The 24,432-nt window shown below is 39.3% G+C and carries 24 protein-coding genes; 16 read left to right on the forward strand and 8 right to left on the reverse strand.

The genetic code is table 11. The features are described from left to right. The first annotated feature begins 124 nt into the window (after positions 1-124). The 8 genes from GQR52_RS15940 to GQR52_RS15975 all read left to right on the forward strand — a co-directional run bounded on the left by GQR52_RS15940 (position 125) and on the right by GQR52_RS15975 (position 8,254). Complete coding sequence (locus tag GQR52_RS15940; protein WP_002959595.1) at positions 125-397, forward strand: STAS domain-containing protein; 273 nt, start codon at positions 125-127, stop codon at positions 395-397. Positions 398-405: 8 nt separating this feature from the next. Further along, positions 406-768, forward strand: a complete 363-nt coding sequence (locus tag GQR52_RS15945) for a response regulator (protein ID WP_007584956.1) — start codon at positions 406-408, stop codon at positions 766-768. Positions 769-778: 10 nt separating this feature from the next. Beyond that, complete coding sequence (locus tag GQR52_RS15950; RefSeq protein WP_165729071.1) at positions 779-2,869, forward strand: chemotaxis protein CheA; 2,091 nt, start codon at positions 779-781, stop codon at positions 2,867-2,869. Next, positions 2,866-3,351, forward strand: coding sequence for a chemotaxis protein CheW (locus GQR52_RS15955; protein ID WP_007584959.1), 486 nt, complete (start codon positions 2,866-2,868; stop codon positions 3,349-3,351). Before GQR52_RS15950 ends, GQR52_RS15955 begins: the two co-directional genes overlap by 4 nt. 45 nt (positions 3,352-3,396) lie before the next feature. After that, complete coding sequence (locus tag GQR52_RS15960; RefSeq protein WP_010554953.1) at positions 3,397-5,703, forward strand: methyl-accepting chemotaxis protein; 2,307 nt, start codon at positions 3,397-3,399, stop codon at positions 5,701-5,703. Positions 5,704-5,782: 79 nt separating this feature from the next. Then, on the forward strand, positions 5,783-6,613 hold the full coding sequence (locus GQR52_RS15965) for a protein-glutamate O-methyltransferase CheR (protein ID WP_165729072.1): 831 nt from the start codon (positions 5,783-5,785) through the stop codon (positions 6,611-6,613). Beyond that, positions 6,597-7,214: a chemoreceptor glutamine deamidase CheD gene (cheD, locus tag GQR52_RS15970; protein ID WP_007584962.1), complete on the forward strand. Its 618-nt coding sequence runs from the start codon at positions 6,597-6,599 to the stop codon at positions 7,212-7,214. The genes GQR52_RS15965 and cheD overlap by 17 nt, the downstream gene beginning before the upstream one ends. Positions 7,215-7,222: 8 nt before the next feature. After that, positions 7,223-8,254, forward strand: a complete 1,032-nt coding sequence (locus GQR52_RS15975; protein WP_165729073.1) for a chemotaxis response regulator protein-glutamate methylesterase — start codon at positions 7,223-7,225, stop codon at positions 8,252-8,254. Here GQR52_RS15975 and GQR52_RS15980 read toward each other — a convergent pair. Beyond that, the gene (locus GQR52_RS15980) at positions 8,244-9,281 is read right to left on the reverse strand and encodes a polysaccharide deacetylase family protein (RefSeq protein ID WP_165729074.1); all 1,038 of its coding nucleotides are present in this window, start codon (positions 9,279-9,281) and stop codon (positions 8,244-8,246) included. The genes GQR52_RS15975 and GQR52_RS15980 overlap by 11 nt on opposite strands. A gap of 42 nt (positions 9,282-9,323) precedes the next feature. Here GQR52_RS15980 and GQR52_RS15985 point away from each other — a divergent pair, with 42 nt between their 5' ends. Continuing rightward, the gene (locus GQR52_RS15985) at positions 9,324-10,595 is read left to right on the forward strand and encodes an MATE family efflux transporter (protein WP_024591683.1); all 1,272 of its coding nucleotides are present in this window, start codon (positions 9,324-9,326) and stop codon (positions 10,593-10,595) included. Between the two features lie 176 nt (positions 10,596-10,771). Here GQR52_RS15985 and GQR52_RS15990 read toward each other — a convergent pair whose 3' ends face one another. Together GQR52_RS15990 and nfuA are read right to left on the reverse strand one after the other, a co-directional pair. Beyond that, complete coding sequence (locus GQR52_RS15990) at positions 10,772-11,041, reverse strand: hypothetical protein (protein WP_002959572.1); 270 nt, start codon at positions 11,039-11,041, stop codon at positions 10,772-10,774. Between the two features lie 9 nt (positions 11,042-11,050). After that, positions 11,051-11,626 (reverse strand): Fe-S biogenesis protein NfuA, encoded by a 576-nt coding sequence (nfuA, locus tag GQR52_RS15995; protein ID WP_007584966.1) that lies wholly within the window; start codon positions 11,624-11,626, stop codon positions 11,051-11,053. A 146-nt stretch (positions 11,627-11,772) separates the two neighbouring features. Between nfuA and GQR52_RS16000 the strand changes: the two genes are divergently transcribed. After that, on the forward strand, positions 11,773-14,322 hold the full coding sequence (locus GQR52_RS16000; RefSeq protein ID WP_165729075.1) for a M14 family zinc carboxypeptidase: 2,550 nt from the start codon (positions 11,773-11,775) through the stop codon (positions 14,320-14,322). Positions 14,323-14,546: 224 nt separating this feature from the next. On the opposite strand, the gene GQR52_RS16005 is transcribed toward GQR52_RS16000, so the two are convergent. Beyond that, the gene (locus GQR52_RS16005; protein ID WP_010554946.1) at positions 14,547-15,224 is read right to left on the reverse strand and encodes a ComF family protein; all 678 of its coding nucleotides are present in this window, start codon (positions 15,222-15,224) and stop codon (positions 14,547-14,549) included. Between the two features lie 74 nt (positions 15,225-15,298). Here GQR52_RS16005 and bioH point away from each other — a divergent pair, with 74 nt between their 5' ends. From bioH to GQR52_RS16020, 3 genes are all read left to right on the forward strand, one after another. Beyond that, positions 15,299-16,036 (forward strand): pimeloyl-ACP methyl ester esterase BioH, encoded by a 738-nt coding sequence (bioH, locus tag GQR52_RS16010; RefSeq protein WP_024594288.1) that lies wholly within the window; start codon positions 15,299-15,301, stop codon positions 16,034-16,036. A gap of 90 nt (positions 16,037-16,126) precedes the next feature. Then, entirely contained in the window at positions 16,127-16,435 is a 309-nt protein-coding gene (locus tag GQR52_RS16015; RefSeq protein WP_007584971.1) for a hypothetical protein, read from the forward strand. Positions 16,436-16,439: 4 nt separating this feature from the next. Further along, positions 16,440-17,294, forward strand: a complete 855-nt coding sequence (locus tag GQR52_RS16020; RefSeq protein ID WP_165729076.1) for a putative metalloprotease CJM1_0395 family protein — start codon at positions 16,440-16,442, stop codon at positions 17,292-17,294. A 72-nt stretch (positions 17,295-17,366) separates the two neighbouring features. Here GQR52_RS16020 and GQR52_RS16025 read toward each other — a convergent pair whose 3' ends face one another. The 4 genes from GQR52_RS16025 to greB all read right to left on the reverse strand — a co-directional run bounded on the left by GQR52_RS16025 (position 17,367) and on the right by greB (position 21,402). Then, the gene (locus GQR52_RS16025) at positions 17,367-19,694 is read right to left on the reverse strand and encodes a Tex family protein (RefSeq protein ID WP_165729077.1); all 2,328 of its coding nucleotides are present in this window, start codon (positions 19,692-19,694) and stop codon (positions 17,367-17,369) included. A gap of 168 nt (positions 19,695-19,862) precedes the next feature. Continuing rightward, positions 19,863-20,444, reverse strand: a complete 582-nt coding sequence (locus GQR52_RS16030; RefSeq protein ID WP_165729078.1) for a CBS domain-containing protein — start codon at positions 20,442-20,444, stop codon at positions 19,863-19,865. A 50-nt stretch (positions 20,445-20,494) separates the two neighbouring features. Beyond that, positions 20,495-20,806: a hypothetical protein gene (locus GQR52_RS16035; RefSeq protein WP_007584977.1), complete on the reverse strand. Its 312-nt coding sequence runs from the start codon at positions 20,804-20,806 to the stop codon at positions 20,495-20,497. Positions 20,807-20,922: 116 nt separating this feature from the next. Further along, positions 20,923-21,402, reverse strand: a complete 480-nt coding sequence (greB, locus tag GQR52_RS16040) for a transcription elongation factor GreB (protein WP_165729079.1) — start codon at positions 21,400-21,402, stop codon at positions 20,923-20,925. Positions 21,403-21,597: 195 nt separating this feature from the next. On the opposite strand from greB, the gene ompR reads away from it, so the two are divergent. The 3 genes from ompR to GQR52_RS16055 are packed head-to-tail and all read left to right on the forward strand — an operon-like array spanning position 21,598 to position 24,402. After that, positions 21,598-22,317: a two-component system response regulator OmpR gene (ompR, locus tag GQR52_RS16045; protein WP_002959552.1), complete on the forward strand. Its 720-nt coding sequence runs from the start codon at positions 21,598-21,600 to the stop codon at positions 22,315-22,317. 5 nt (positions 22,318-22,322) lie between these two features. Continuing rightward, the gene (gene envZ, locus GQR52_RS16050; protein WP_024594283.1) at positions 22,323-23,630 is read left to right on the forward strand and encodes a two-component system sensor histidine kinase EnvZ; all 1,308 of its coding nucleotides are present in this window, start codon (positions 22,323-22,325) and stop codon (positions 23,628-23,630) included. A 58-nt stretch (positions 23,631-23,688) separates the two neighbouring features. After that, a complete protein-coding gene (locus tag GQR52_RS16055; RefSeq protein WP_024594282.1) occupies positions 23,689-24,402 on the forward strand; it encodes an ion transporter in 714 nt (237 codons plus the stop codon). The last annotated feature ends 30 nt before the right edge of the window (positions 24,403-24,432 follow it).

Below are 24,432 nucleotides of genomic sequence, written 5' to 3' on the forward strand. Positions count from 1 at the left end.
GCTTTAGGCTCCTTTTTTTGTATTTTAACGACAGGTTAAATTTAATTAAGCATTTTATGGCAATTTTAATAACTAGGGCTAAGCTTTTGTTATGAATTGAATTGACAGGGAATGCACTTACTAAATGCTAAAACTTCCGAGCGAACTTGCTATTACGCAAGTTGAAACACTACATCAAGACTTACTACACGAACTCAATAGCAACGATGATATCTGTCTTGATATTAACGATGTGATTTCTGCTGATACTGCCTCAATTCAACTTTTATGCGCCTTACAAAAACACCTACTTACTATACAGCACAAAATAATATGGGTAGGCAGTAGCGAGGCCTTAACGCATACAATTAATAAACTTGGCTTAAGCCAATACTTAACAACCGAAAGTAAAAGTTAGGGGTATATATGAAAAGAATTTTAGCGGTTGATGATTCAGCATCGATGCGTCAAATGGTGAGCTTTACATTAAAAACTGCCGGGTTTGATGTAACCGAAGCTAAAGATGGCAGTGAAGCTCTCGCTATTGCCAAGCAACAAGATTTTGATGCCGTGATCTCAGATGTAAACATGCCAATAATGGATGGAATTACATTAATACGAGAGCTGCGTACTTTACCGAGTTATAAATTTACACCATTACTAATGCTTACTACAGAGTCGGGCTTAGAAAAAAAGATAGAGGGTAAAGCTGCTGGTGCAACAGGCTGGATTGTAAAACCATTTAATCCCGATCAGCTACTAGCGGTAATTAAAAAAGTTATTCGCTAAGGAGCGCAGTGTGAGTATAGATTTAAGTCAATTTTTTGAAGTTTTCTTTGAAGAGAGTTTTGAAGGCCTAGATACCATGGAGGCTGAGCTATTAAACTTAGTGCCAGGTGAGGAAGATTTAGAAACTATCAACACTATTTTTAGAGCTGCTCACTCAATAAAAGGAGGCAGTGGCACTTTTGGCTTTAGCTCCGTTGCTGACTTTACTCATGTACTTGAAACACTACTGGATCAAATTCGCCAAGGTGAACGAGAGCTTAGTACCGAGCATGTCAATTTATTACTCAAAGCTGTGGATTGCTTGCGCGCTTTACTTGCTGCACTTCAAGGTGAGCAAGAGCCAGATTTAACTGAGGCAGATTTGTTAAAAGTACAATTTGAACATGTACTTGGAATGAAAAACGAAACACAAGAGAATAAACCTCAAAGCTGTGAAGAGCAAACAAGTAGTAACACCTATCAAATAGACTTTAAACCCCATCATCATTTATTTAAAACAGGAAACGAGCCACTGTATATGATCAGTGAGCTTGAAGAGCTAGGTGAGTTAGAAACCACAGTATTTTACGATGAAGTTCCAGAAATCACCGATTTAAGTAGTGATGAATGCTTTTTACATTGGCGCTTTTTTTTAGATACTAGCCATGATGAAAAAGCCATAAAAGAAGTATTTGAATGGGTAGAAGACGATGCCGACATAAAAATTGAATTATGCGGAGGCTTATTTGGCAATGATGAGCAAATACAACCTAATCAAGGTGAGATATCTAAAGCTGTTGAGCTTGAAACATCCGATTTAATAAAAGTAGCTGAGCTACCTAGTAAGCCAAAGCAACCCGCTGCTAATAAAGATAAAAAACCTGCAAGTACACCAGAGTCTACCTCCATTCGAGTTGGTATTGATAAAGTTGATTCGTTAATAAATATGGTAGGTGAACTTGTTATTACACAAGCTATGCTCAATCAACTTAGCGAACAAGAAATCACACCAGCCACAATCACTTTACTACAAGAAGGTCTAGCGCAACTTGCCCATAATACGCGTGATTTACAAGAAAATGTGATGCGCATTCGTATGCTGCCAATAAACTTTGTATTTAGTCGTTTTCCTCGATTAGTGCGAGATATAGCGCAAAAACTAAATAAGCAAGTTGAGCTAAAGTTGATTGGAGAGCAAACCGAGCTTGATAAAACAGTAATGGAAAAAATATCCGATCCTATGGTGCATTTAGTGAGGAACTCACTTGATCATGGATTAGAAACTGTTGAGCAAAGACTGGCGGCAGGTAAAGATCCCGTTGGCACAGTAACCTTAAATGCATTTCATCAGGGTGGAAACATTGTTATTGAAATAATGGATGATGGGCAGGGGTTAAATACAAAAAAAATAAAAGAAAAAGCCATCACTAACGAATTAATTTCAGCTGATAACCATCTCAGTGACGATGAAATAAATGAGCTTATTTTTATGCCCGGCTTTTCGACAGTAGATGAGGTAAGTGACTTATCTGGTCGTGGAGTTGGGATGGATGTAGTTAAGCGAAATATTCAATCATTAAATGGCTCAGTAGAAGTAACCTCAGCGGCCGGTGTTGGTTCTACGTTTACTATTAGATTACCACTTACTCTCGCTATTTTAGATGGGCAATTAGTTAAGGTGGCTCAGCATACTTATATTATCCCGCTCATTTCTATTGTGGAATCTCTGCAAATTGATATTGCTAAAGTGAGTCGAGTCGGTAAAAGCCTTGATGTATTGAGGCTTCGGGACGAATACATTCCTATTTTAAGGCTCTACGATATTTTTAATCATAAAAATGCCATTGAATCACTCGATAAAACGCTGCTTGTTGTTGTAGAAACAGATAACCAAAAGGTGGGTTTATTAGTTGATGATTTACTGTCTCAACAACAGGTTGTTATTAAAAGTTTAGAGGCAAACTACCATAAGGTGGATGGCGTATCGGGAGCCACTATTTTAGGCGATGGGCGTGTATCGCTGATTGTGGACATTAGCGGCTTAATAAAGCTCTCAGGTTTAAAAAAACCAGGTAGCCAAGAATTAACGATTGAAACGCAAGCCACTTTGGAGGCGTTATGAGCTCAGAGCAAAGCCAGTTAAGTAATCAATTAAATCTTCAGCAACAGCAAGGTGTAAAACAGTTTTTAACTTTTATTATGGCTGATGAAGAATACGGCGTTGATATTTTAACAGTACAAGAAATTCGCAGTTGGGAAGAAATTACAGTACTGCCCAATGCGCCTGAATTTGTAAAAGGCGTTATTAATTTACGTGGAACAATAGTGCCAATTATTGATTTACGGTTGCGCTTTGGATTACCAAGTGTCGACTATGGGCCATTAACGGTGGTTATCGTTGTTAAAATCGAATTTGAACTAGGTAGTAAAATTATAGGTGTTGCTGTTGATGCCGTTTCTGATGTTTACAGTATTGCGGAGCAAGATGCGAAAGCGGTTCCTAGTTTATCTGAGTCGAATAATTGTGAATATGTAGCTGGGTTGGTGAATGTTGGTGAAAAAATGGTAGCGCTAATTGACCTGCAAAAAACAATGAATATTTAGCAAATAGAAACTAAATGAATAATAAACTTAAAGGTGGTGATGAGCATGGGATGGTTTAGTAATCCAAAGCAGTCAAAATCAAGTAATGATTTAATTGTAGACGCATTGAATAAATCATTAGCGGTGATTGAGTTTGAACCTAACGGAAAAATAATTACTGCAAATATGAATTTTCTAAACGCGATGGGCTATCGTCTTGAAGAGGTTCAAGGCCAGCATCACTCTATGTTTGTTGACCCAGATGAAGCTCAGGGCAACGATTATAAGAACTTTTGGCAACGCCTGCGTAATGGCGAGTTTATCTCAGATGAGTTTAAGCGTAATGCAAAAGGTGGAGCTGAGGTATGGATCCAAGCAACTTATAACCCAATTGTTGATGAGCAAGGGCAAGTATTAAAAGTAGTTAAATTTGCCACCGACGTGACCGAGCAAAAGTTAATAGCAGCAGAAGCCTCAGGGCAAATTAGTGCTATAAGTAAATCTCAAGCGGTTATCGAGTTTAATTTAGATGGCACTATTATTGATGCCAATGATAACTTTTTAAATGCACTTGGTTATCAACTTAGCGAGATTAAAGGTCAGCACCATAGGCTTTTTATTGAACCCGAACATGCAAATAGTATCGAATATAAAGAATTTTGGGCCAAACTAGGTCGTGGTGAATTTGATTCAGGGGAATATTTAAGAATAGGGAAGCAGGGTCAGGAGGTTTGGATTCAAGCATCTTATAACCCAATTTATGATATGAACGGCAAGCCGTTTAAAGTGATTAAATACGCATCTGATATTACTGAACAAAAAGAGCTTGAAAAAGCATCTCGCAAAGCAGCCGATTTAGCAAATGCGCTTAAAGTTTGCCAAGCGAACGTAATGATTGCTGATGAAGACCTTAATATAGTATTTGTGAACGATCGTGTTCAGCAAATGCTAAAAGTCCGCGAAAAAGAATTACAAACTGTATTACCAAGCTTTTCTGTTGATAATTTAATTGGCACCTGTGTTGATGATTTTCATAAGCACCCTAATCATCAGCGCGATTTATTAAAAAATCTCGATAAGCCTCATAAAGCCGAATTACTTTTAGCGGGTGTCACTTTCACCTTGATTGCTTCACCTTGGATTAGCCAAGATGGAAAGCATTTAGGCACCATTGTTGAGTGGGAAGATAGGACCAATGAGGTTGCGCTTGAAAAAGAAATAGCCGAACTTATTAGCGCTGCAGGTAATGGCGAATTAGATACAAGAGTCGCGGAAGAAGGCAAGGAAGGATTCTTTTTACGTTTGGCTCAAGGGCTAAATAGCTTAGTTAAAATAGTTGATGATGCAGTTGCTGACACGGGCAGTATGCTCGATGCGATGGCAAATGGTGATTTATCAAAACGAGTTGAAAAAGAATATAAAGGCTCATTTGATAAACTCAAACGCGATGCTAATGCTACGGCAGATAAGTTAACGGAAGTGATTAATCGCATTAATTCATCGGCAACGCTTGTAGCCAGTGGTGCAGAGGAAATCTCTCAAGGTAATGCTGATTTAAGCCAACGTACAGAAGAGCAAGCCTCGTCACTTGAAGAAACAGCGTCGAGCATGGAAGAGATGACTAGCACCGTTCGCCAAAATGCTGATAACGCAAAAGTGGCAAACGATTTAGCAGAAGAAACATGCGAAAAGGCGATTCAAGGTGGTGAGGTTGTAAATAGAGCAGTTACGAGCATGTCGGCAATTAATGAGTCGAGCAAGAAAATTGCAGATATTATTGGTGTCATTGACGAAATAGCATTTCAAACTAACTTATTAGCGCTTAATGCTGCAGTAGAGGCTGCAAGGGCTGGTGAACAAGGTCGAGGCTTTGCGGTTGTTGCAGGTGAAGTGCGTAATTTAGCACAGCGCTCTGCAGGCGCAGCGAAAGAAATTAAAGAGTTAATAAGAGATAGTGTAGGCAAAGTAGCTGATGGCTCTCAATTAGTTAATGAGTCGGGCGCTACACTTAAAGAGATTGTTGTATCGGTACAAAGAGTGACGCAAATGATTTCTGATATTACAGAGGCATCTGAAGAACAAAGTGCGGGTATTGAACAAGTTAATACCGCTATCTCACAAATGGACGAAATGACGCAACAAAATGCCGCCTTAGTAGAGCAAGCCTCTGCCGCTGGCGAGTCTATGGCTGAGCAAGCTAATGAGATGCGCCAACTACTCAACTTTTTCTCAATAGGTCAGCAAGAGATGGCGATGATTTCGCCGACTATGCGCACACCTAAATTATCTCATAAGTCGCAAAGCAGTTTTGTAAGTAATAAACCCAGAGGCGATAACTTTGTAGACTCTGCTGATGAATGGGAAGAATTTTAACAACCAATCTTCTTATATACCTCGCTGAATACATAATCACAGCGAGGTATTATTTGGCAGGCTAAATTGAGAGCGAACAATGAAAGAGTTTTTGTGTACCGACCGCGACTTTAAAGAAATTGCCAGTTTAGTTTATAGCGCATGTGGAATTGTATTAGGTGAGCATAAGCGAGAGATGGTTTATTCACGCTTAGCAAGACGTATTAGAGAGCGAAAACTAACTGACTTTAAAGCCTATTTAGAGTATTTAAATAGCCATAAAGATCAGGAGTTTGATGCCTTTATTAATGCAATAACAACTAACTTAACGTCTTTTTTTCGTGAAATACACCACTTTGAATTTATAAAATCTGAGCTTGTACCTGCTCTCTTAAAGGCAAATAAAAATAGTAAGCGAGTAAGAGTCTGGTCTGCAGGTTGCTCAACAGGAGAAGAACCCTACAGTTTGGCGATGACTTTAAATAATGCATTTCCGAGCAATTGGGATGTAAAAATACTAGCAACCGATTTAGATTCTAATGTATTGGCAAAAGCACAAAAGGGTATTTACACCGCAGCGAATGTTAACGGCTTAGATGACGTGCAACTTAAGCGTTGGTTTTTAAAAAGTAAAGACGGTGAAAACTATAAAGTTAAAGATAGGCTAAAAGAGTCTATTTCATTCAAGCGTTTAAACTTATTGCAAGATTGGCCAATGAAAGGATCATTTGATCTTATTTTATGTCGTAATGTTGTTATTTACTTTGATAAAGAAACAAAAGATCAGCTTTTTAAACGTTACGCCAATATATTAAATGAACAAGGTTATTTGTTTTTAGGTCACTCAGAAAGTATGGGAAAAGAGCATACGCAATTTAAAAATTTAGGGAAAACTATGTACCAAAAGGGACAAAATGCACGCAGAGTTTAGGCCGGTATTACCTAACTTTGAACATATTAAACGATATTGGGACTCGGGCCGAGGTAGCGTTGTTGCTAAAGTGCTTCCGGGTGAGTTTTATGTTTCTAAAAATAATGAGCTGATCTCTACAGTTCTGGGTTCGTGTATTGCGGCTTGTGTTTACGATGAAGTACTAGGGATTGGGGGCATGAATCACTTTATGTTACCAATTCAAAAGGGAGTAGAACTTAAGAATGCGCATAGTTTAAGTTGTCGGTATGGCAATTGGGCTATGGAGTATCTTATAAACGAAGTTTTAAAAAATGGTGCATCTCGCCGTAACCTAAAAGTAAAACTTTTTGGTGGGGGTAAAATTATTAGTGCGATGACTGATATAGGGCTGGGTAATATTAGTTTTGCAGCGGCGTATATTAAAGAAGAGGCATTAAATCTAGTTGCCCACGATATGGGTGGACCATGGCCACGAAAAATATTTTTTCATCCGAACACCGGTAAAGTTCATATGAAAAAACTTAAAAACCTACATAATAATACGATTGAAAAACGCGAAGTCCGTTACTTACAAAACCTTAAAAAGCAAGAAGTAGTAACTGATATAGAGCTGTTTTAGGAGTATGCATGATTAAAGTATTAATAATTGACGACTCCCCCTTAATTAGGCGTTTACTCACTGAAATATTACAGCAAGCTAAAGATATTACGGTAGTGGGGAGCGCTGAGGATCCCTACGAAGCTCGCGAAATGATAAAAAAGTTAAATCCTGATGTATTAACGCTCGACGTAGAAATGCCAAAAATGGATGGCATTAGTTTTTTAAAAAACTTAATGCGATTAAGACCAATGCCAGTAGTGATGATTTCAACACTGACCCAAAAAGGCTCTCCTATTACACTCGAGGCACTCGAATTAGGGGCTGTTGATTTTATAGCTAAGCCTACTAATAACGTAAGAGAGCAATTGAGCCAATATGCATCACTTGTTCAACAAAAGGTGCGAATAGCTGCTGGAGCAAGAGTAAGAAGCTATAAAAAAACGGTCGTCAAAAATGAGCCTATTAATACCCATTCTGAATTTTTACTTAATAAAGTAATTGCGATAGGTGCTTCAACGGGTGGTACTGAGGCTATCAAAGAAGTACTTATTAAAATGCCACAAAATTGCCCGCCCATTGTAATTACTCAGCATATTCCTCCTGTGTTTAGCGCCTCATTTGCTGAGCGAATGAATCGTACATGCACGATAAATGTGAAAGAGGCTGAACATGGCGATAAGCTTAGCACTGGCTGGGCTTATATAGCACCAGGTGGTTTTCATTTAAGTATTAAAAAGCGAGGTGTTAGCTTGTATTGCCAGCTTGATGATGGCGAGCCGGTTAACAGACATAAACCTGCGGTAGATGTGCTGTTTAACTCATTAGTTGAGACAGGAGCTAAAAACGTAGTTGCAGCCATACTAACAGGGATGGGGAGTGATGGCGCAAAAGGATTACTTGCACTAAAACAAAACGGTGCGTATACCTTGGCTCAAGATGAGTACTCATCGGTGGTATGGGGTATGCCTAAGGCTGCCGCTGAGTTAAATGCAACGGACGAGATAGTTGCGCTGGATAAAATAACCCAGCGACTATTACATCAGGCAGTTAAGGTTTAGGCGCTTCAATTACCCAAGGCTGCGAAAACCAAAAATAATCACCAGGGCTAGAAATAGAAGGGGCCGTACAATTAAAACGAGATCGCCCTTTATTAAGCACCTTTGGTGAGGTTATTTCGACTGTATTTTTATTTACCCATTTTAAATCTGCTTGGCCTACGCTTGATACGTAACAGGCAAATTGGCTTTTATGAAAGTCACCCATTTTAAATTCAATTGTGAGCGTGGGTGGATTTTGTTGTGTAACGCTATCTTGATAAGTTAAATTGGTGATATTAAACGCGCGTGAGTTAAGCTTAGTAATAAGAGTTTCTAGTTTGCTGTAAAAGCCTGATGCAGGAAAACGCGGTAAGCGGCTAAAATTAGAGTCTTTATTTACAGCGCCGGAGTGCTGACCAATACCCACAAAACCAAGCTCTGTCACAAGTGCTTGCAGCTCGTTATTAAACTCACCATACGGGTATGCTAAGTATTTATAGTCGTGGCCTATTTCTTCTTTTATACGCTTTTGAGAGCTAATAATATCTTGCTTAATACGTGATTGCCATTGTGCATCGGTTTCGTTTTCAAGCTTAAGGTGTAAGTAATCATGTTGTCCGCTATGATTGGCTATTAATGCCCCTTTTTTAGATAATTCTTTGAGCTTATCCCACCCCATTACGTAGCTCATGCTCTCGTCTATTAATTTAGGATTTACAAAGATAGTGTACGGGTAGCCAAACTTTTCTAAAATAGGCGCGGCTTGTTCATAGTTATTGTTATAACCATCATCAAAGGTGATGGCGACAGTTTTATCAGGTAAGGTTTCACCTTGCTGAAGTGCGCTTATTAACTCATTAAGAGGAATAACGTTAAAGTTGTGCTCTTTTAAATAGCTCAAATGTTTAGTGAATGTATTGGCGCTAACGCTCGTTACAGCGGGTAGGGTTTCACTAACATGATGATACTGTAAAATAACGGCTGCTTGAGCCCGCACAGATACACTAATGAGGATAAATAATACTAAATGAAACAATTTCTTATACATAATAAGGCACACCATAAAAGCTTGCTGTTGTTAGCGGGTCCGATGATACTATCAAATATCACAGTGCCGTTGTTAGGAATTGTTGATACCGCTGTAATTGGGCACTTAGGAAGCGCTCATTACTTAGCGGGTATTGCCCTTGGCTCTGCAGTTATATCTATTTTATTTTGGCTGGCTGGTTTTTTAAGAATGAGCACCACGGGGCTCGTGGCACAAGCATATGGAAAAAACGATTTAACCCAACTTGCAGCTCTACTTAAACGAAGCTTATTGCTTGCAAGCGCAGTGGCTGTGCTATTAATTGTGTTATCCCCATTAATAAAGCACGCTATTGCTTACCTCTCCGCCGCCAATAGCGATGTACTTATCCAAGCGTATCAGTATTTTAGCATTCGTATTTTTAGTGCTCCAGCAGCATTGTGTAATTTAGTGTTACTGGGTTGGATGCTTGGTGTGCATTATGGTCGAGGCCCATTTTATTTATTACTCGTCACTAATATCGTTAATATAGTACTCGATATTTATTTTGTTGTTTATTTAGATTGGGCAGTTGCAGGCGCTGCGTGGGCTTCACTTATTGCTGATTATACGGCTTTAGTATTTGCACTGTTTTTAGTGGTTAAACTAGCTAAAAAACAAGACATTGATCTAAATGTACCGAATTGGTTGAGTATTAGCAAAATGGCTGAATTATTGAGTTTGAATAGAGATATATTTATTCGCTCTTTAATACTGCAATTATGCTTTAGTTTTATGACGTTTTACGCAGCGCGTATAGGCGAAACCACATTAGCTGCTAATGCTGTTTTACTTAACTTTCTAATGTTGGTGAGTTTTGCTCTTGATGGCGTTGCTTACGCGTCTGAGGCAAAAGTAGGGCAAGCTAAAGGCCAAGGAAGCGTTAAAAATATAGAGCTTTGGGTTAAAATAAGTGTATTTTGGGGCATGCTTTTTGGCGTCTTATATAGCGCTTTTTTTGCATTATTCGGCAGCGGTATAATCAAGCTTTTAACCAATGTGCCAGAGGTTATTCAAGAGGCAACACACTATTTACCATGGCTAATAGTGTTGCCTATTTTGGCCATGAGTTGCTTTTTGTTTGATGGTGTTTTTGTAGGGCTTACGCGAGCAAAGAACATGCGTAACAGTATGATACTTTCAGCTGGAGTTGGCTTTTTTGGTGTGTTTTGGGTGTTTATAGACTTGCAAAATAACGGGTTATGGCTGGCTATGAGCTGTTTTATGTTAATGCGCGGGGTTACATTAATAATTAAATATCACCACTTAAAAATAAATAATCAGCTACTGGATTAAACTAATACTAATCTGCTTATATATGGGGTCTATTTAACGATAAGGAAATTGCGCTAGAACTAGGCAAAAATTTTTGTATCTAGTTGTTCTAAATAAAAAATTTTTAACAACGTTATAGAGTGATTTAATTCGATAAATTGCCCAAATATATATGGAGGTTGGTATAAATAAATGGTTTATTTCCAGAGATCGGGGTCGTGGTGTTTAGGGCCCATATCTTTTAAAACTTGTGAAAAACGATTAGCAAAAATACCGCAGTAGCCCCAACCGGCAAAAAATAATGCGGGGAGTAAAATTATAACGCCAATTATTTGTAAGCTGTAGTGAGTGTAATACCCAATAGATATGAATATCACGGCTAGCACAAACAGTGCTAAGCCGCGAAAAAAGCGCTTTAAGCTCAGCTTAGGGTTGCTCCCTAAGCGATAAATAAGCTGCTTTAGCATTTAGAAGGCCTAATAGTAAGAGTGATCGCCCGCTTCGTGCTCTGTTATATCAGCAACACCGGTGATTTCTTCAAACTTAGCTATCATTTCTTTTTCAATGCCTTCTTTTAGCGTTACATCGATCATAGAACAACCGTTACAACCACCACCAAACTGAAGTATAGCTATACCTGCAGCTGTAATTTCAACAAGGCTTACTTGACCACCGTGGTTAGCAAGTTGTGGATTTACTTCAGTTTCTAGCATGTGCTGTACACGTTCGTTTAACGATGCATCGTTACCTATTTTACGCGCCTTTGCATTTGGTGCTTTTAGCGTTAACTGAGTACCCATTTTGTCGGTAACAAAATCGATTTCAGCTTCTTCTAAAAATGGAGCACTTTCTGCATCTACAACGGCATCAAAACCGTTAAAGTTTAGGCGAATATCGCTCGCTTCTACAGCGTCTTCTGGACAATAAGACACACCACATTCCGCTTGTGATGAACCAGGGTTTACAACAAACACACGAATATTGGTTTGTTGTGATTGATCTGCTAATAGTTTAGCAAAATGCGCTTGCGCTGTTTCGGAAATAGAAATCATAAAACCATCTATACTTGACTAAATTACTCGGATACTGCGTATCATACTCCGCTCATCGTGTTGCGGCTAGTGTTGAGCGTAAAAAGTTGGCATCTATTTTAAGCAATGGTAGCGTGCAAACAACGAACATTTTTTGAGTGATTTATATGCGTTTGGTATTAACATTAATGGTGGTGTTGCTTAGCTTTTCAAGTGTAGCTAAGCCACTTTCGTATTATTTTGAACAAGATGTAAAATTTGACCCTTCAATTCCTACTCCTGAGCAAGTACTCGGTTACGAAGTAGGAGAGTGGCACGTGAGACACGATCAGCTCGTACGTTATATGGAAATACTTGCTGATAAAAGCGACCGTATAAATTTTGAGGTGATTGGCCGCACGCATGAACAACGCCCGTTAGTAATGCTAACAATTACTGCTGCTGATAAGTTATCAAGCATAGAGCAGACACGCCAAGCTCACTTAGCACGCTTAAGTAATAACAGTAGTAAAGCACAAGACGATCCTGCCGTTGTATGGATGGGGTACAGTGTTCATGGTAATGAGTCATCAGGTAGTAACTCATCATTGCTGGTGGCTTATTATTTAGCTGCTGCACAAGGTACTGAAATAGATGAGCTATTAAATAACACGGTTATTTTACTCGACCCTTCACTTAATCCTGACGGGCTTGCTCGTTTTGCTAATTGGGCCAACAGTAACCGAGGCATGAATTTATCAAGTGACCCTAAAACCCGTGAGCATGTTGAAAACTGGCCTAGCAGCCGTACTAACCACTATTGGTTTGATTTAAATCGCGATTGGCTACTGCTACAGCATCCTGAATCGCGTGCACGTATTGCTAAATTTCATCAGTGGAAACCAAATATTTTAACTGACTTTCATGAGATGGGTCCAAACAGCAGTTACTTTTTTCAACCAGGTATTCCAAGTCGTAAGCACCCTATAACACCTGATGAAAATGTTACCTTAACAAAGACAATTGCCAACTATCATGCAAAAACCTTAGATGAAAACAATGCACTTTATTTTACAGAAGAAAGCTTTGACGATTTTTACTATGGGAAAGGCTCAACTTACCCAGATGTAAATGGCGGCATAGGCATTTTATTTGAACAAGCAAGTTCTCGCGGACATATTCAAGACACCATAAATGGACCTTTGAGCTTTCCTTTCACTATTAAAAATCAACTGTTAACGAGTTTATCTACCTTTAAGGCAGCAGTTGATAACCGCCAAGCATTACTTGATTACCAGGCTAAGTTTTACAATCAAGCTACTGATTTAGCCAGCGATGAAAGCTTTGAAGGTTATGTTGTTGAAGGTGCAAGCGACAACACCCGTATTATGCACTTTTTAGAATTGTTAAAGCAGCATCAAATTAACGCTTACCCACTTACTAAATCATTAAAAGCAGATGGTAAGAATTTCAGTACACATAGCTATTTTGTACCATTAGCACAACCACAATATCGTTTGGTAAAAGCGATTTTTAGTGAGCAAAAAAACTTTGCCGATAATACTTTTTACGATGTATCTGGCTGGACATTAGCGCATGCGTTTAATTTGCCATTTTCTAAAGTTAAAAGTAGTTGGGGATTAAAGGTTGCTGATAAAGCATGGGAAAAAGTAGCAACCCCATCATTTTCTTCACTCACCGAAGGTTACGCATTTGGTTTTTCGTGGGATGATTATTTAGCACCTAAAATGTTAAATAGCTTATTACAGCAAGGTATAAAAGCACGTGTAGCGCTAAAAGCATTAACGGCTAAATCAACATCAGGAGAAATTAATTTTAAACCTGGAAGTATTATTATACCGGCTGGACTACAAACAAATACAGATTGGATTACCTTGCTAAATAAAGCACAAAATGAGTTTGGTATTGCAATCAAACCTATTACATCAGGTTTAACAAGCAAAGGAGCCGATTTAGGGTCGCGATCAATGGCGGTTGTTAGTGCTCCAAAAGCACTGCTTATTGGCGGGCAAGGCGCAAGCCAGTACGAAGTCGGCGAAGTGTGGTATTACCTAGATCGCTTTGTAGGTGTTGCACCAACAATTGTTGAAATGAATCGCTTTAGTTCACTCGAGTTAAGTGACTACAGTCATATTGTGCTTGCTCATGGCAATTACAATAGCTTATCTGATGCCGACAAAGTGGCTATTAAAAGCTGGGTAAGAAAAGGCGGCGTTATTTGGGGTCACAAAGGCGGCGCTAAATTTTTAGCTGATCAGCAATTACTCAAAGCAAGCTATCTATCACGACAAGATGTAGCAAGTGCATTTAAAACGACAGATTTAAGTTATGGCGATAAAGATCATTTAGCAGGACGTCAACGCATTGCAGGTGCTATTTTTAATACTAATGTAGATTTAACTCATCCGCTTACATTTTCACTTAAGCGTAATACATTGCCCGTATTCAAAAACAGTACTTGGTTGCTAGAAGCTTCCGATGCTCCGTTCGTAAATGTACTTACCTACACTAAAAATCCATTATTGGCAGGCTTTACCGATGCCGTTAATGTTGAGCAAGTTGCTGGCGGCGCAGGCTTAATTGCTCACTCATACGGACGAGGTACAGTAATAGGCATGACCGATGACCCTGTATTTAGAGGTTACTGGTATGGGACTAGTCGACTACTAAGCAACGCTTTATTTTTTGGCCATACGTTTCGTGCAAATGGCGAATAATACTAATTCGCTTAAATTAAGTGATCTATTTTGAGGCTGGAAAAACGTGTTGATAGCTAGGCAAAAAATTCGCTATTTAGTTGTTCTCGGCAATTGCTCCTGCATTGCTCTACCTTCTGCATCCATGCAGTCGTAAATGAGAATTTTTTAACTCAGGTAGCGACACGTTTAGCCCCGTAAAATGATTAAGTATTATTGCGGATTGGTATAATACTTTTTAATAATTAAATAGGCGTTAAGCAAGTTGTAAAAGCCCACACTTGTTTAGCGCCTGCTTGTTTTAGTGCACTAGTAGCTGCGTTTAATGTTGCCCCTGTCGTCATCACATCATCAACAATAGCGACTGTTTTACCGCCCATATCCTCTGTACAAATAAAGGCATTTTTTAAGTTTTTAATACGCTTTGCTTTAGATAGCTCCGACTGAGCTTGTGTTTTTTTATTGCGAATAAGTACGTTACTCACTGATGCGTAATTAGCTAAACATGGTTGCCAAACTTGGCTTACCTGATTAAACCCGCGAGTAATGAATCGGCTTTTATGAAGAGGTAAAATAATAAAGGTATCTGGCAAAGTAGGGCTTTGCTCAAAAAACTGCGTTAATTGTTTTTGTATAACTTGCTGCAATGCCTTTTTATAATGAATTTGATTATTAAATTTTAGCCTTTTAAGCCAATGTTCAAAGGGAGGTTGATAAAAAGCACAGGCAAATAATTTATCAAACTCGCAATTAGGAAACATCTCAACAATATCGGGTCGATGCAGTAAATTCTTATGCTTACTAAAATCAAACAATGGTAAATCTTCAAGGCAATAATCACAAAGCCCTAAAGAGGTCGTAATCGTATTTTGACATTGCACGCAATAAGAGGGAAATAACCAATTTAAAATGGCTTGCTTCACTGACTCGCTCCTTGCATTGCAATCGCCTTTTTAAACGTTATGATGAGCCTAAGTTTGGTAAAGGTTAGGCAAATATGCAAAATGAGTTAGTGTTATTACATGGTTGGGGAATGAATCAGGGCGTATGGCAGTTAGTACAGCCAGAACTTGAGTTTTTATATTCAGGAAGTGTACGTAGCCTTGACCTACCTGGGTTTGGTAATAGCCATGTTTGCCCAAGCCCTTATACTTTGCATGATGCAGCAGAAACTTTAAGTAAGCAATTAAAGCCGAAGAGCATTTTAATGGGGTGGTCGTTAGGTGGATTGTTTGCACTTTATATTGCTAAGCATTGGCCTGAAAAAGTATCAAAAGTTATTTTAATTGCATCGACTCCTTTCTTTGCGGAGGCAGATAATTGGCCCGGAATAAAAGCGAATGTATTGGCGCAGTTTAAAGAGCAGTTAGTTAATCATCGAGAAAAAACAATAGAGCGCTTTTTAGCTATTCAAGCGATGGGTAGCGAGTCGGCGCGTGATGATATAAAGCTGCTTAAACAATTACTAAATCAGTACAGCGCACCACAAAGCGACGCCCTGAGTGCTGGTTTAGATATTTTACAAAACGACGATTTACGTGATTTATTTGCTCATTGCCCAGTACCTATCAAAGGAGTATTTGGCCGACTTGATGCCTTAGTGCCTTATAAAGCAATTAGTGAAATGTCAGTACTAAATACTGAATTTGAATACGAGGTGCTAGATAAAGCGTCGCACGCGCCATTTATTTCTCATAAAAGTGAGTTTTTATCTGTCGTTAAATCAATGCTTTAAAATAGAGCTAATAATAGCGCTGTTTAAAGCTTTATTTTGAGCAGAACCTGAGCGATAATTAAACAATGTTTATTTGGTGGAGGTTTTAATATGCCAATCGGATCTGTATTTAATAGTGGTGTAGAAGGGTTTAATCGAGCTAGCCAAGGTATTGAAAAGGCCAGTGCTGAGATTAACCGTGCCAGTATAGAACAGCAAGATGACGCACAATTAGCGCAGCAACGTCAGCTTACAGCAGCACGCCCTGAAGAAGCTATTACTGCACCTGTAGCACAGCCAGCTCGTGTTGATGAAGCGCTTGTTAACTTAAAAGTTGAAGAGTTTAATGCCAAGGCAAATACGCAATCAATTCAAACGGCCGATGATGTACTTGGCACGTTAATCGATATTAAAGTTTAGTATTATGAATATTGTCACGCCATTTCCGTCTATCAATATAAACACTGCAAATGTTTATACGGAAACTGCACGGCGTGACAACCAACTACGCGAAGTTATTCCTGCTCCCGCATCTAGTAGCGCAAGCAATACAGAAACCAAAGCGCAAAGTGATTCTGAAAAAGCAAAATTACCAGGCAGTAGCGATGGTGCGACGTATAACGCAACGGGAAAAATAGCAGACGAAAAGTCAGTTCAGCAGCGCGATGGAAACTCAGAAAACCCTGAGGGCTCTGAGGAAGAAAGTGAAGCAATTGAGAAAAAAGAATCTGAGCAAGAAGAGCTGCAATTAGAACAAGAACAACAACAAATTACAGAGCTAAAAGCACGAGATACTGAAGTACGAATACACGAGCAAGCGCACGCTTCTGTAGGTGGGCAACATGCTGGCTCGCCAAGCTATGAGTATCAACGTGGCCCAGATGGTACTAACTACGCAGTTGGCGGAGAAGTACAAATAGATGTATCTGAAGTTCCCAATGATCCGCAAGCGACTATAGACAAAATGCAAACGGTACGCGCTGCCGCATTAGCGCCTGCAGAGCCTTCGGGAGCTGATCGCTCTATTGCTGCAGATGCTACGCAAAAGCTAGCAGCGGCTCAGGCTGAGCTTGCACAACCTGAAAAAGAAGACGACGAAGACGCAAAAAGTAAGCTTGAAGCTTCATTCTCTAGCGATGAAAGCAACGATACAAAAACAGCTAAAAGTGATGAGCAAACACGTGATGCCGATGTTGAGGCACGGGCGGGGCGTATTGCTAACTTTTATCAAATGGCTACATCGCCAGCGAGCCAAAGTAGTTTTTCAGCGTTAAGTTAATAATTTAGCAAAACATAACCACAAAAAAACCGCTTACGCGGTTTTTTTCGTTTTAGCTTAGCTGTACAACTATTATTTTTTCACTTTAGCATTAGCGAACGCATCGGCAAATGCATTACCCATTAACGCATTACCGTTGTCACGTTTAGGCTTTGCAGCGCGAAGTTGCGAATTATTAGCACGTGCTTGTGGTTTTTGCGTAGCTGGCGCTGCTGACTTATTACTTGTGTCAATGTCGTCATCTAAGCGCATAGTAAAGCTTATACGTTTACGTGCAGCGTCTACTTCAACAACTTTAACCTTTACAATATCACCAGCTTTAACAACTTCACGCGGATCTGATATAAATTTATTCGTGATTGCTGAAATATGCACTAAACCATCTTGGTGAACACCTACATCAACAAACGCACCAAAATTAGCAACGTTTGAAACCACGCCTTCTAAAATCATACCTGGTTTTAGGTCACTAATTTTTTCAACACCGGCTTTAAACTCAGCTGTTTTAAATTCAGGACGAGGATCTCGGCCTGGTTTATCAAGCTCAGTAATAATGTCGGTAACGGTTGGTAAGCCAAACTTTTCGTCAGTGTAATCGTTAGCAGCAAGTTTAGTTAAAAAGTCGCTGTTACCAATTAGGTTACTGACATCGACGCTATTGCGTTCACAAATACGTTTAACAACAGGATAAGCTTCAGGGTGAACTGATGAGTTATCTAGAGGATCGCTACCATTGTTAATACGTAAAAAACCAGCCGCTTGTTCAAATGCTTTTGGCCCTAAACGCTCAACCTTTTTAAGCTCACTACGTTTAGTAAATGTGCCGTTAGCATCGCGATAATTAACGATATTTTGCGCTAATGTTTTGTTTAAACCAGATACGCGTGTAAGTAGCGGTACCGATGCCATGTTTAAATCTACGCCTACTGAGTTTACACAGTCTTCAACTACTGAAATAAGGCTTTGGCCTAATTGGCTTTGCGATACATCGTGTTGGTATTGGCCAACACCAATTGATTTTGGCTCAATTTTAACAAGTTCAGCAAGAGGATCTTGAAGGCGGCGCGCAATAGAGACAGCCCCTCGTATAGAAACATCTAAATCTGGGAATTCATTAGCTGCAAATTCAGAAGCTGAGTAAACCGATGCACCCGCTTCGCTAACCATAATTTTACTAAGCTTAAGTTCGCTGTTTGCTTTCATAAGCTCAGCAACCAACTTATCTGATTCGCGTGATGCAGTACCGTTACCAATCGCAATTAGCTCAACTTTATGCTGACGACAAAGTTGCTCTAACGTACGCACTGATTTATCCCAATGATTTTGTGGTGCATGAGGGAAAATAGTTTGTGTAGCTAGTAATTTACCTGTGCTATCAACAACGGCAATCTTACAGCCAGTACGAAGGCCTGGATCAAGACCTAAAGTAGTACGGGGGCCTGCAGGTGCTGCCATTAATAAATCTTTTAAGTTTTTAGCAAATACGTCGATTGCACCAGCTTCTGCTTTTTCGCGCATTGCTGCAAAAAATTCATTCTCTAGGTGTAATCCTAACTTAATTTTCCACGCCCATTGCACAACGTTTAATAACCAAGGACTTGCCGCTTTATATTTAATATCTAAACGGTAATGGTCAGCAATCATGTTGGCACATAGTTGCGCTGAATTTTCAGCGCTAGGCTCTGGATTAACATTTAACTGAAGTACACCTTCATTTCGGGCTCTAAGCATAGCAAGCGCGCGGTGAGAAGGTACTTTTTTGAGAAGTTCTTGATGCTCAAAGTAGTCACGGTATTTTGCACCCGCTTGCTCTTGGCCTTTAATTACAGTGCTTTCAATTGCGCCGTTTTGGCTTATGTGACTTCTAAATTTAGCAAGTAATTTTGCGTCTTCAGCAAAGCGCTCCATCAAGATAAATTTAGCGCCTTCGAGTACAGCTTTTGTATCTGCAAAGCCTTTTTCAGCACTTACAAATTGATCTGCTTGTTGCTCTGGGTCAAGGTTAGCATCTTTAAATAGTGCATCTGCAAGTGGCTCTAAACCTGCTTCAATTGCTATTTGGCCTTTAGTACGGCGCTTAGCTTTGTAAGGTAGGTATAAATCTTCAAGTTCAGTTTTACTTTGTGCATTAGTTATATCGGCACTTAGCTCTGGCGTTAATTTATTTTGCGATTCGATGGTCGATAAAATAAAACTACGGCGCTCTTCTAGTTCACGTAAATACGATAAACGCTGCTCTAAAAGGCGTAATTGGGTGTCGTCTAGGCCGCCGGTAACTTCTTTTCTGTAGCGGGCAATAAAAGGAACAGTTGCGCCTTCATCAAGTAATTTTGTAGCTGCAACAACCTGTTGCTGCTGTGCGTTTAACTCACCGGCTAAACGTGCAGAGATATCGCTCATGCAAAAACCTTTTTATACAATAAAATAAGACCAGAAGCGTGTTACTGGCGCCGTTAATTGCTTGAATAATATCACAGGAGGTAGTAATAAAAAGCTCTTAAAGCAAGCTATTTCACTTGCTTTAAGATGGTTGGGAGGGGAGTAAATCAATTCAACTAAAAGAGCGCCCTAGTGAGGATGCTCAATGTTTTCTAATACTTCACTGAAAGAGTGAGCAATAGGGCTAATATGTAGTGGAATATGTAATGTTTTAGCTATTTGGCGAGCTGAAATTAAACCACAAATTTCGCTACTTGCTGTTGTTACTAATAAAAACATTACACCTTGATGCTCCATTGTTTGCAGCGCATCACCAATACATGCATAGCTTAAACTTTGCATGCTTACACCTGTAAGTCGGCTAATTGGCGTCATAATATCGCGCAAGCTTACTTCACTTCGTGGGGTATTTAAACGCTCTGCAATAATAGTAATTTTAGAGCTTTGTAAATCGGCGCTAGAAACAAGACCAATCAATTTTTGGTTCTCGTCGGTTACTAAAACAAAATCAGATTGTTGTGCACTAACTTGTTTAAGTGCATCTGTAATCGTTGTTGTATGCTCTGCGCGAATGGGCGTTTTTTGAGTAAAGTTATTTACCATTTTTAGTGCTGGAGATGATAAATCAATCAAAGGTTGGTCATCTGCAAATGTGCTTGCAATAACGCCGTGAGAAACATTTTGAGTATGTAATTCTTTAAAGTTAGACATAGTAGTCACCTTAGTAGTTATAAAATTTAATTAAGTTGTAAAATAATGAATTAAATTAAATAGCTAGGTGGTCCGCGTTGGTACGCAGTGCTAAAAGGTCTGTTTAGGTTGGTGCTCTTATAAAAAGAATCTACGACATTAGGAAGTGGTTGAGGCGACCTAAAGGTAATAGTATTAACGTGAGAGTCTACGTCAAAATCGAGGTTTGCTTGGTCAGGAATGTCACAAGCAATAAAGTGATTAGATAGTTTAGCGTTATCAAGGTTTACTTCAGTGTTACTGGCATGCAGCGTCAAACTTACACTCATTAAAAGTGCAAACAATACGGCATTATTTAATATGCGCTGTACTATGTTTGACATAACCACGACCTTAATTAACTGCTTTCAAATTAAACAAATCAACTTGAATAATTCAGTTATAGCTTATTGGTTTAATTTACACAATCAAAAGTTAACATGATCTGAATCAAAACTTTTTATTTCTTTTTTTGGTAATCGATACTGTTTACATACCACTGTTTTTTACCCTGAGGAGTAGGTACCTCAAAATCGTCATCTACTTGTTTTTTAATCAGCGCCCGCGCCATAGGTGAGTCTATCGATATGTAGTCTTTTCGGTCGTAAATTTCATCAGGTCCGACAATTCTGAATTTTTTAGTTTCACCTTCTTCGTTTTCAATTTCGACCCATGCACCAAAAAACACTTTTCCATCTTGAGCGGGAGAGTAGTCGATGATTTTTAAATCAGGTATGCGTTTGCGTAAATAGCGTACACGACGGTCAATTTGGCGTAGCAAACGCTTGTTGTACTGATAGTCTGCGTTCTCAGAGCGATCTCCGAGGCTGGCTGCCCAGCTTACTATTTTTGTTACTTCTGGGCGTTTAACGTTCCATAGTTGGTCGTGTTCTTGTTGTAATTGTAAGTAACCTTCGCGGGTAACTAAATTTGTTTTCATGGTGAATTCTTTATTAGCTCTAATGGTGTGCACGTTATTAAATTTGCCAAAACTTGTCGAGCGTAAAATGTAATAAAGTACGAGTAAGTAAGCTTTGAAATGTTCAGTAACAATCTAAGCAAGTAATTAGTTTTTGATTATTAAGTTTTTCATTTATATTAACTAGTAATTGGATATAAAAATAAGAAAGAGATTATGGGACACGAAACCACAAAAGTATTAGTTGTTGATGACGATATGCGCTTACGCAGTTTGCTTGAACGTTATTTAGTAGAGCAAGGCTTTATTGTTAGAACCGCAGGAAACTCGGAGCAAATGGATAGACTCCTAGAGCGAGAAAACTTTCACTTAATGGTTCTCGATTTAATGCTCCCAGGCGAGGATGGCTTATCTATTTGCCGCCGTCTACGCCAAAAAGAAAATGAAATTCCTATTGTTATGCTTACTGCAAAGGGCGACGAAGTAGATCGCATTATTGGCCTTGAACTTGGCGCTGACGATTACATTCCAAAACCATTTAATCCACGAGAGCTACTTGCTCGCATAAAAGCCATTTTACGTCGCCGCGCAAAAGAAGTGCCAGGCGCACCTGCTGCTGAAGAAAACTTAATCGCTTTTGGTAAATTTACGCTTAATTTAGCAACGCGCGAAATGAGTGAAGGGGATAAAACAATATCGCTTACCAGTGGTGAGTTTGCAGTGCTTAAAGCGCTTGTTTCGCATCCACGTGAGCCACTTAGCCGCGATAAGCTAATGAACTTAGCGCGTGGCCGCGATTACAGTGCGCTTGAGCGAAGCATTGATGTGCAAGTGTCGAGACTTCGTCGCATGATCGAAGTAGATGCTGCCAATCCACGATATATTCAAACCGTTTGGGGTTTGGGGTATGTGTTTGTTCCCGACGGTGAAAAGTAATATTTATGGGCATGTTTCCGCGCAGTGCTTTTGGACAAACTGTTTTTTTAGTGGCGGCTCTGCTGCTCATAAATCAAATAGTGTCTTATGTTACGGTTAGTTTTTATGTTGTAAAACCAACCATTGAGCAAGTTAACTTGATGCTTGCTAAGCAAATTAAAACAGTATTCATTGACTGGGAAGATGGCGTTGAAATAAACGACGAAGTATCTGCAAAGTTTTTTGAAATTACCGGCATTGAAGTCATGACGCAGCGCGAAGCAATGCGCCAAGGGCTTGGGCAAAGCCGCGAATATTCTATGCTATCGCGCAGCATGACTGAGCAACTTGGTGGTTATTCTCGTGTACGTATTAGCCAAACTGATCCGTTGATTTATTGGGTTGAAGCACCGCAAGCGCCAGGTTATTGGGTAAAAGTACCGCTTAAAGGCTTTAAAGAGAATAACTTAGAGTTTTTGACTTTTTACTTATCAAGTATTGGATTTTTGAGTGTGCTGGGTGGATGGCTGTTTGCAAGGCACCTCAATAGGCCTTTAAAAGCTTTGCAACAAGCCGCAGTAAAAGTAGGCAAAGGCGACTTTTCTACCAAGTTAGAAGAACAAGGCTCAACAGAAGTAATAGAAGTAACGCGCGCGTTTAACCAAATGTCGCGCGGAATTGCCGCACTTGAAAACGACCGCCGTTTACTAATGGCCGGTGTATCTCATGATTTACGTACGCCGCTTACGCGTATTCGTTTAGCCACCGAAATGATGGTTGATGAAGATGATTATCTTCGTGAAGGTATTATTTACGATATAGAAGACATGAACGGGATTATTGATCAGTTTATTGAGTATCTACGCCACCATAAACGTGAAGAACTAAGTTGCGAAGATATCAATGCTTTAGTTGCCGAGGTTGTCAATTCTGAGCTTCAGCATCAACGTACTATTACGTTTAAAAGTAATCCAAATATAGGCAATATACCGTTAAGCTCTGTGGCTATTAAGCGTGTAATTACCAATATGATTGGTAATGCACTGCGTTATTCTGAGGGCGATATTGAAGTACTTAGCTACTTTAATTCAAACAAAAAGTATGTAGTTATCGCTGTAAACGATAATGGCCCCGGCATTCCTGAAAACGAACTAGAGTCTGTGTTTGAGCCCTTTAAACAAGGCGATGCAGCTCGCGGAAGTGAAGGCAGTGGTTTAGGCCTTGCTATTATTAAACGCATTGTTGATATGCACGACGGTAAAGTAAAGCTAGAAAACCGCCCAGAAGGCGGTTTAAGTGCACAAGTATATTTGCCAATAAAGGTCTTGAATTAATTTAAAAAATACCTAAAGGCGCTTTTAGACTATTGAATTTTAATATCAAGGAATAAATGTGGTTGTTAAGGAAGATGATAAAATATTTTTAGATAGACCAATATTCGTATGGGTCATTTCCGGGTTAATTTTATTTTCTGTATTGTGTTTCTCAGTTGAAACATTGCCAGACTTAAGTAGTGAAACAAAAGTATTTTTAAAGTACTCCGAACTGTTAATTGCTGTAATTTTTACTCTTGAATATTTAACAAGGGTTGCCTTATCGCAACGCAGGCTAAACTTTGTTTTTAGCTTCTATGGAGTTGTGGATCTTGTTGCTATTTTACCTTTTTATCTAGCATTTGCTGTAGATTTAAGGACATTACGCTTAATTAGGCTATTAAGATTAGTTCGAGTATTGAAGGTAGTAAGATATAACACTGCTTTACTTCGATTTGCGAGGGCTATTTACTTAGCAAAAGAAGAGTTAGTTATTTTTACAGGGATGAGTTTGGTTTTATTATATCTTTCAGCTGTAGGTATTTATCATTTTGAGCACACTGCGCAGCCAGAGGTTTTTAAATCAATTTTTGATAGCCTTTGGTGGTCAGTTGCCACATTAACTACAGTTGGATATGGCGATATCTACCCTATAACTATTGGGGGACGTTTTTTTACTTTTTTCATCTTAATGATTGGGCTTGGACTCGTAGCTGTCCCCACTGGTATTGTAGCTTCAGCCTTGTCTGCTGTCAGACGCGAAGATGAAGTTAGTTGCAATTTAGAGAACTAAATTAAAGGCCGCTATATTTTACTGCGGCCT

Source organism: Pseudoalteromonas sp. 31A1 (assembly GCF_011378815.1).
Classification (GTDB): domain Bacteria; phylum Pseudomonadota; class Gammaproteobacteria; order Enterobacterales; family Alteromonadaceae; genus Pseudoalteromonas; species Pseudoalteromonas arctica.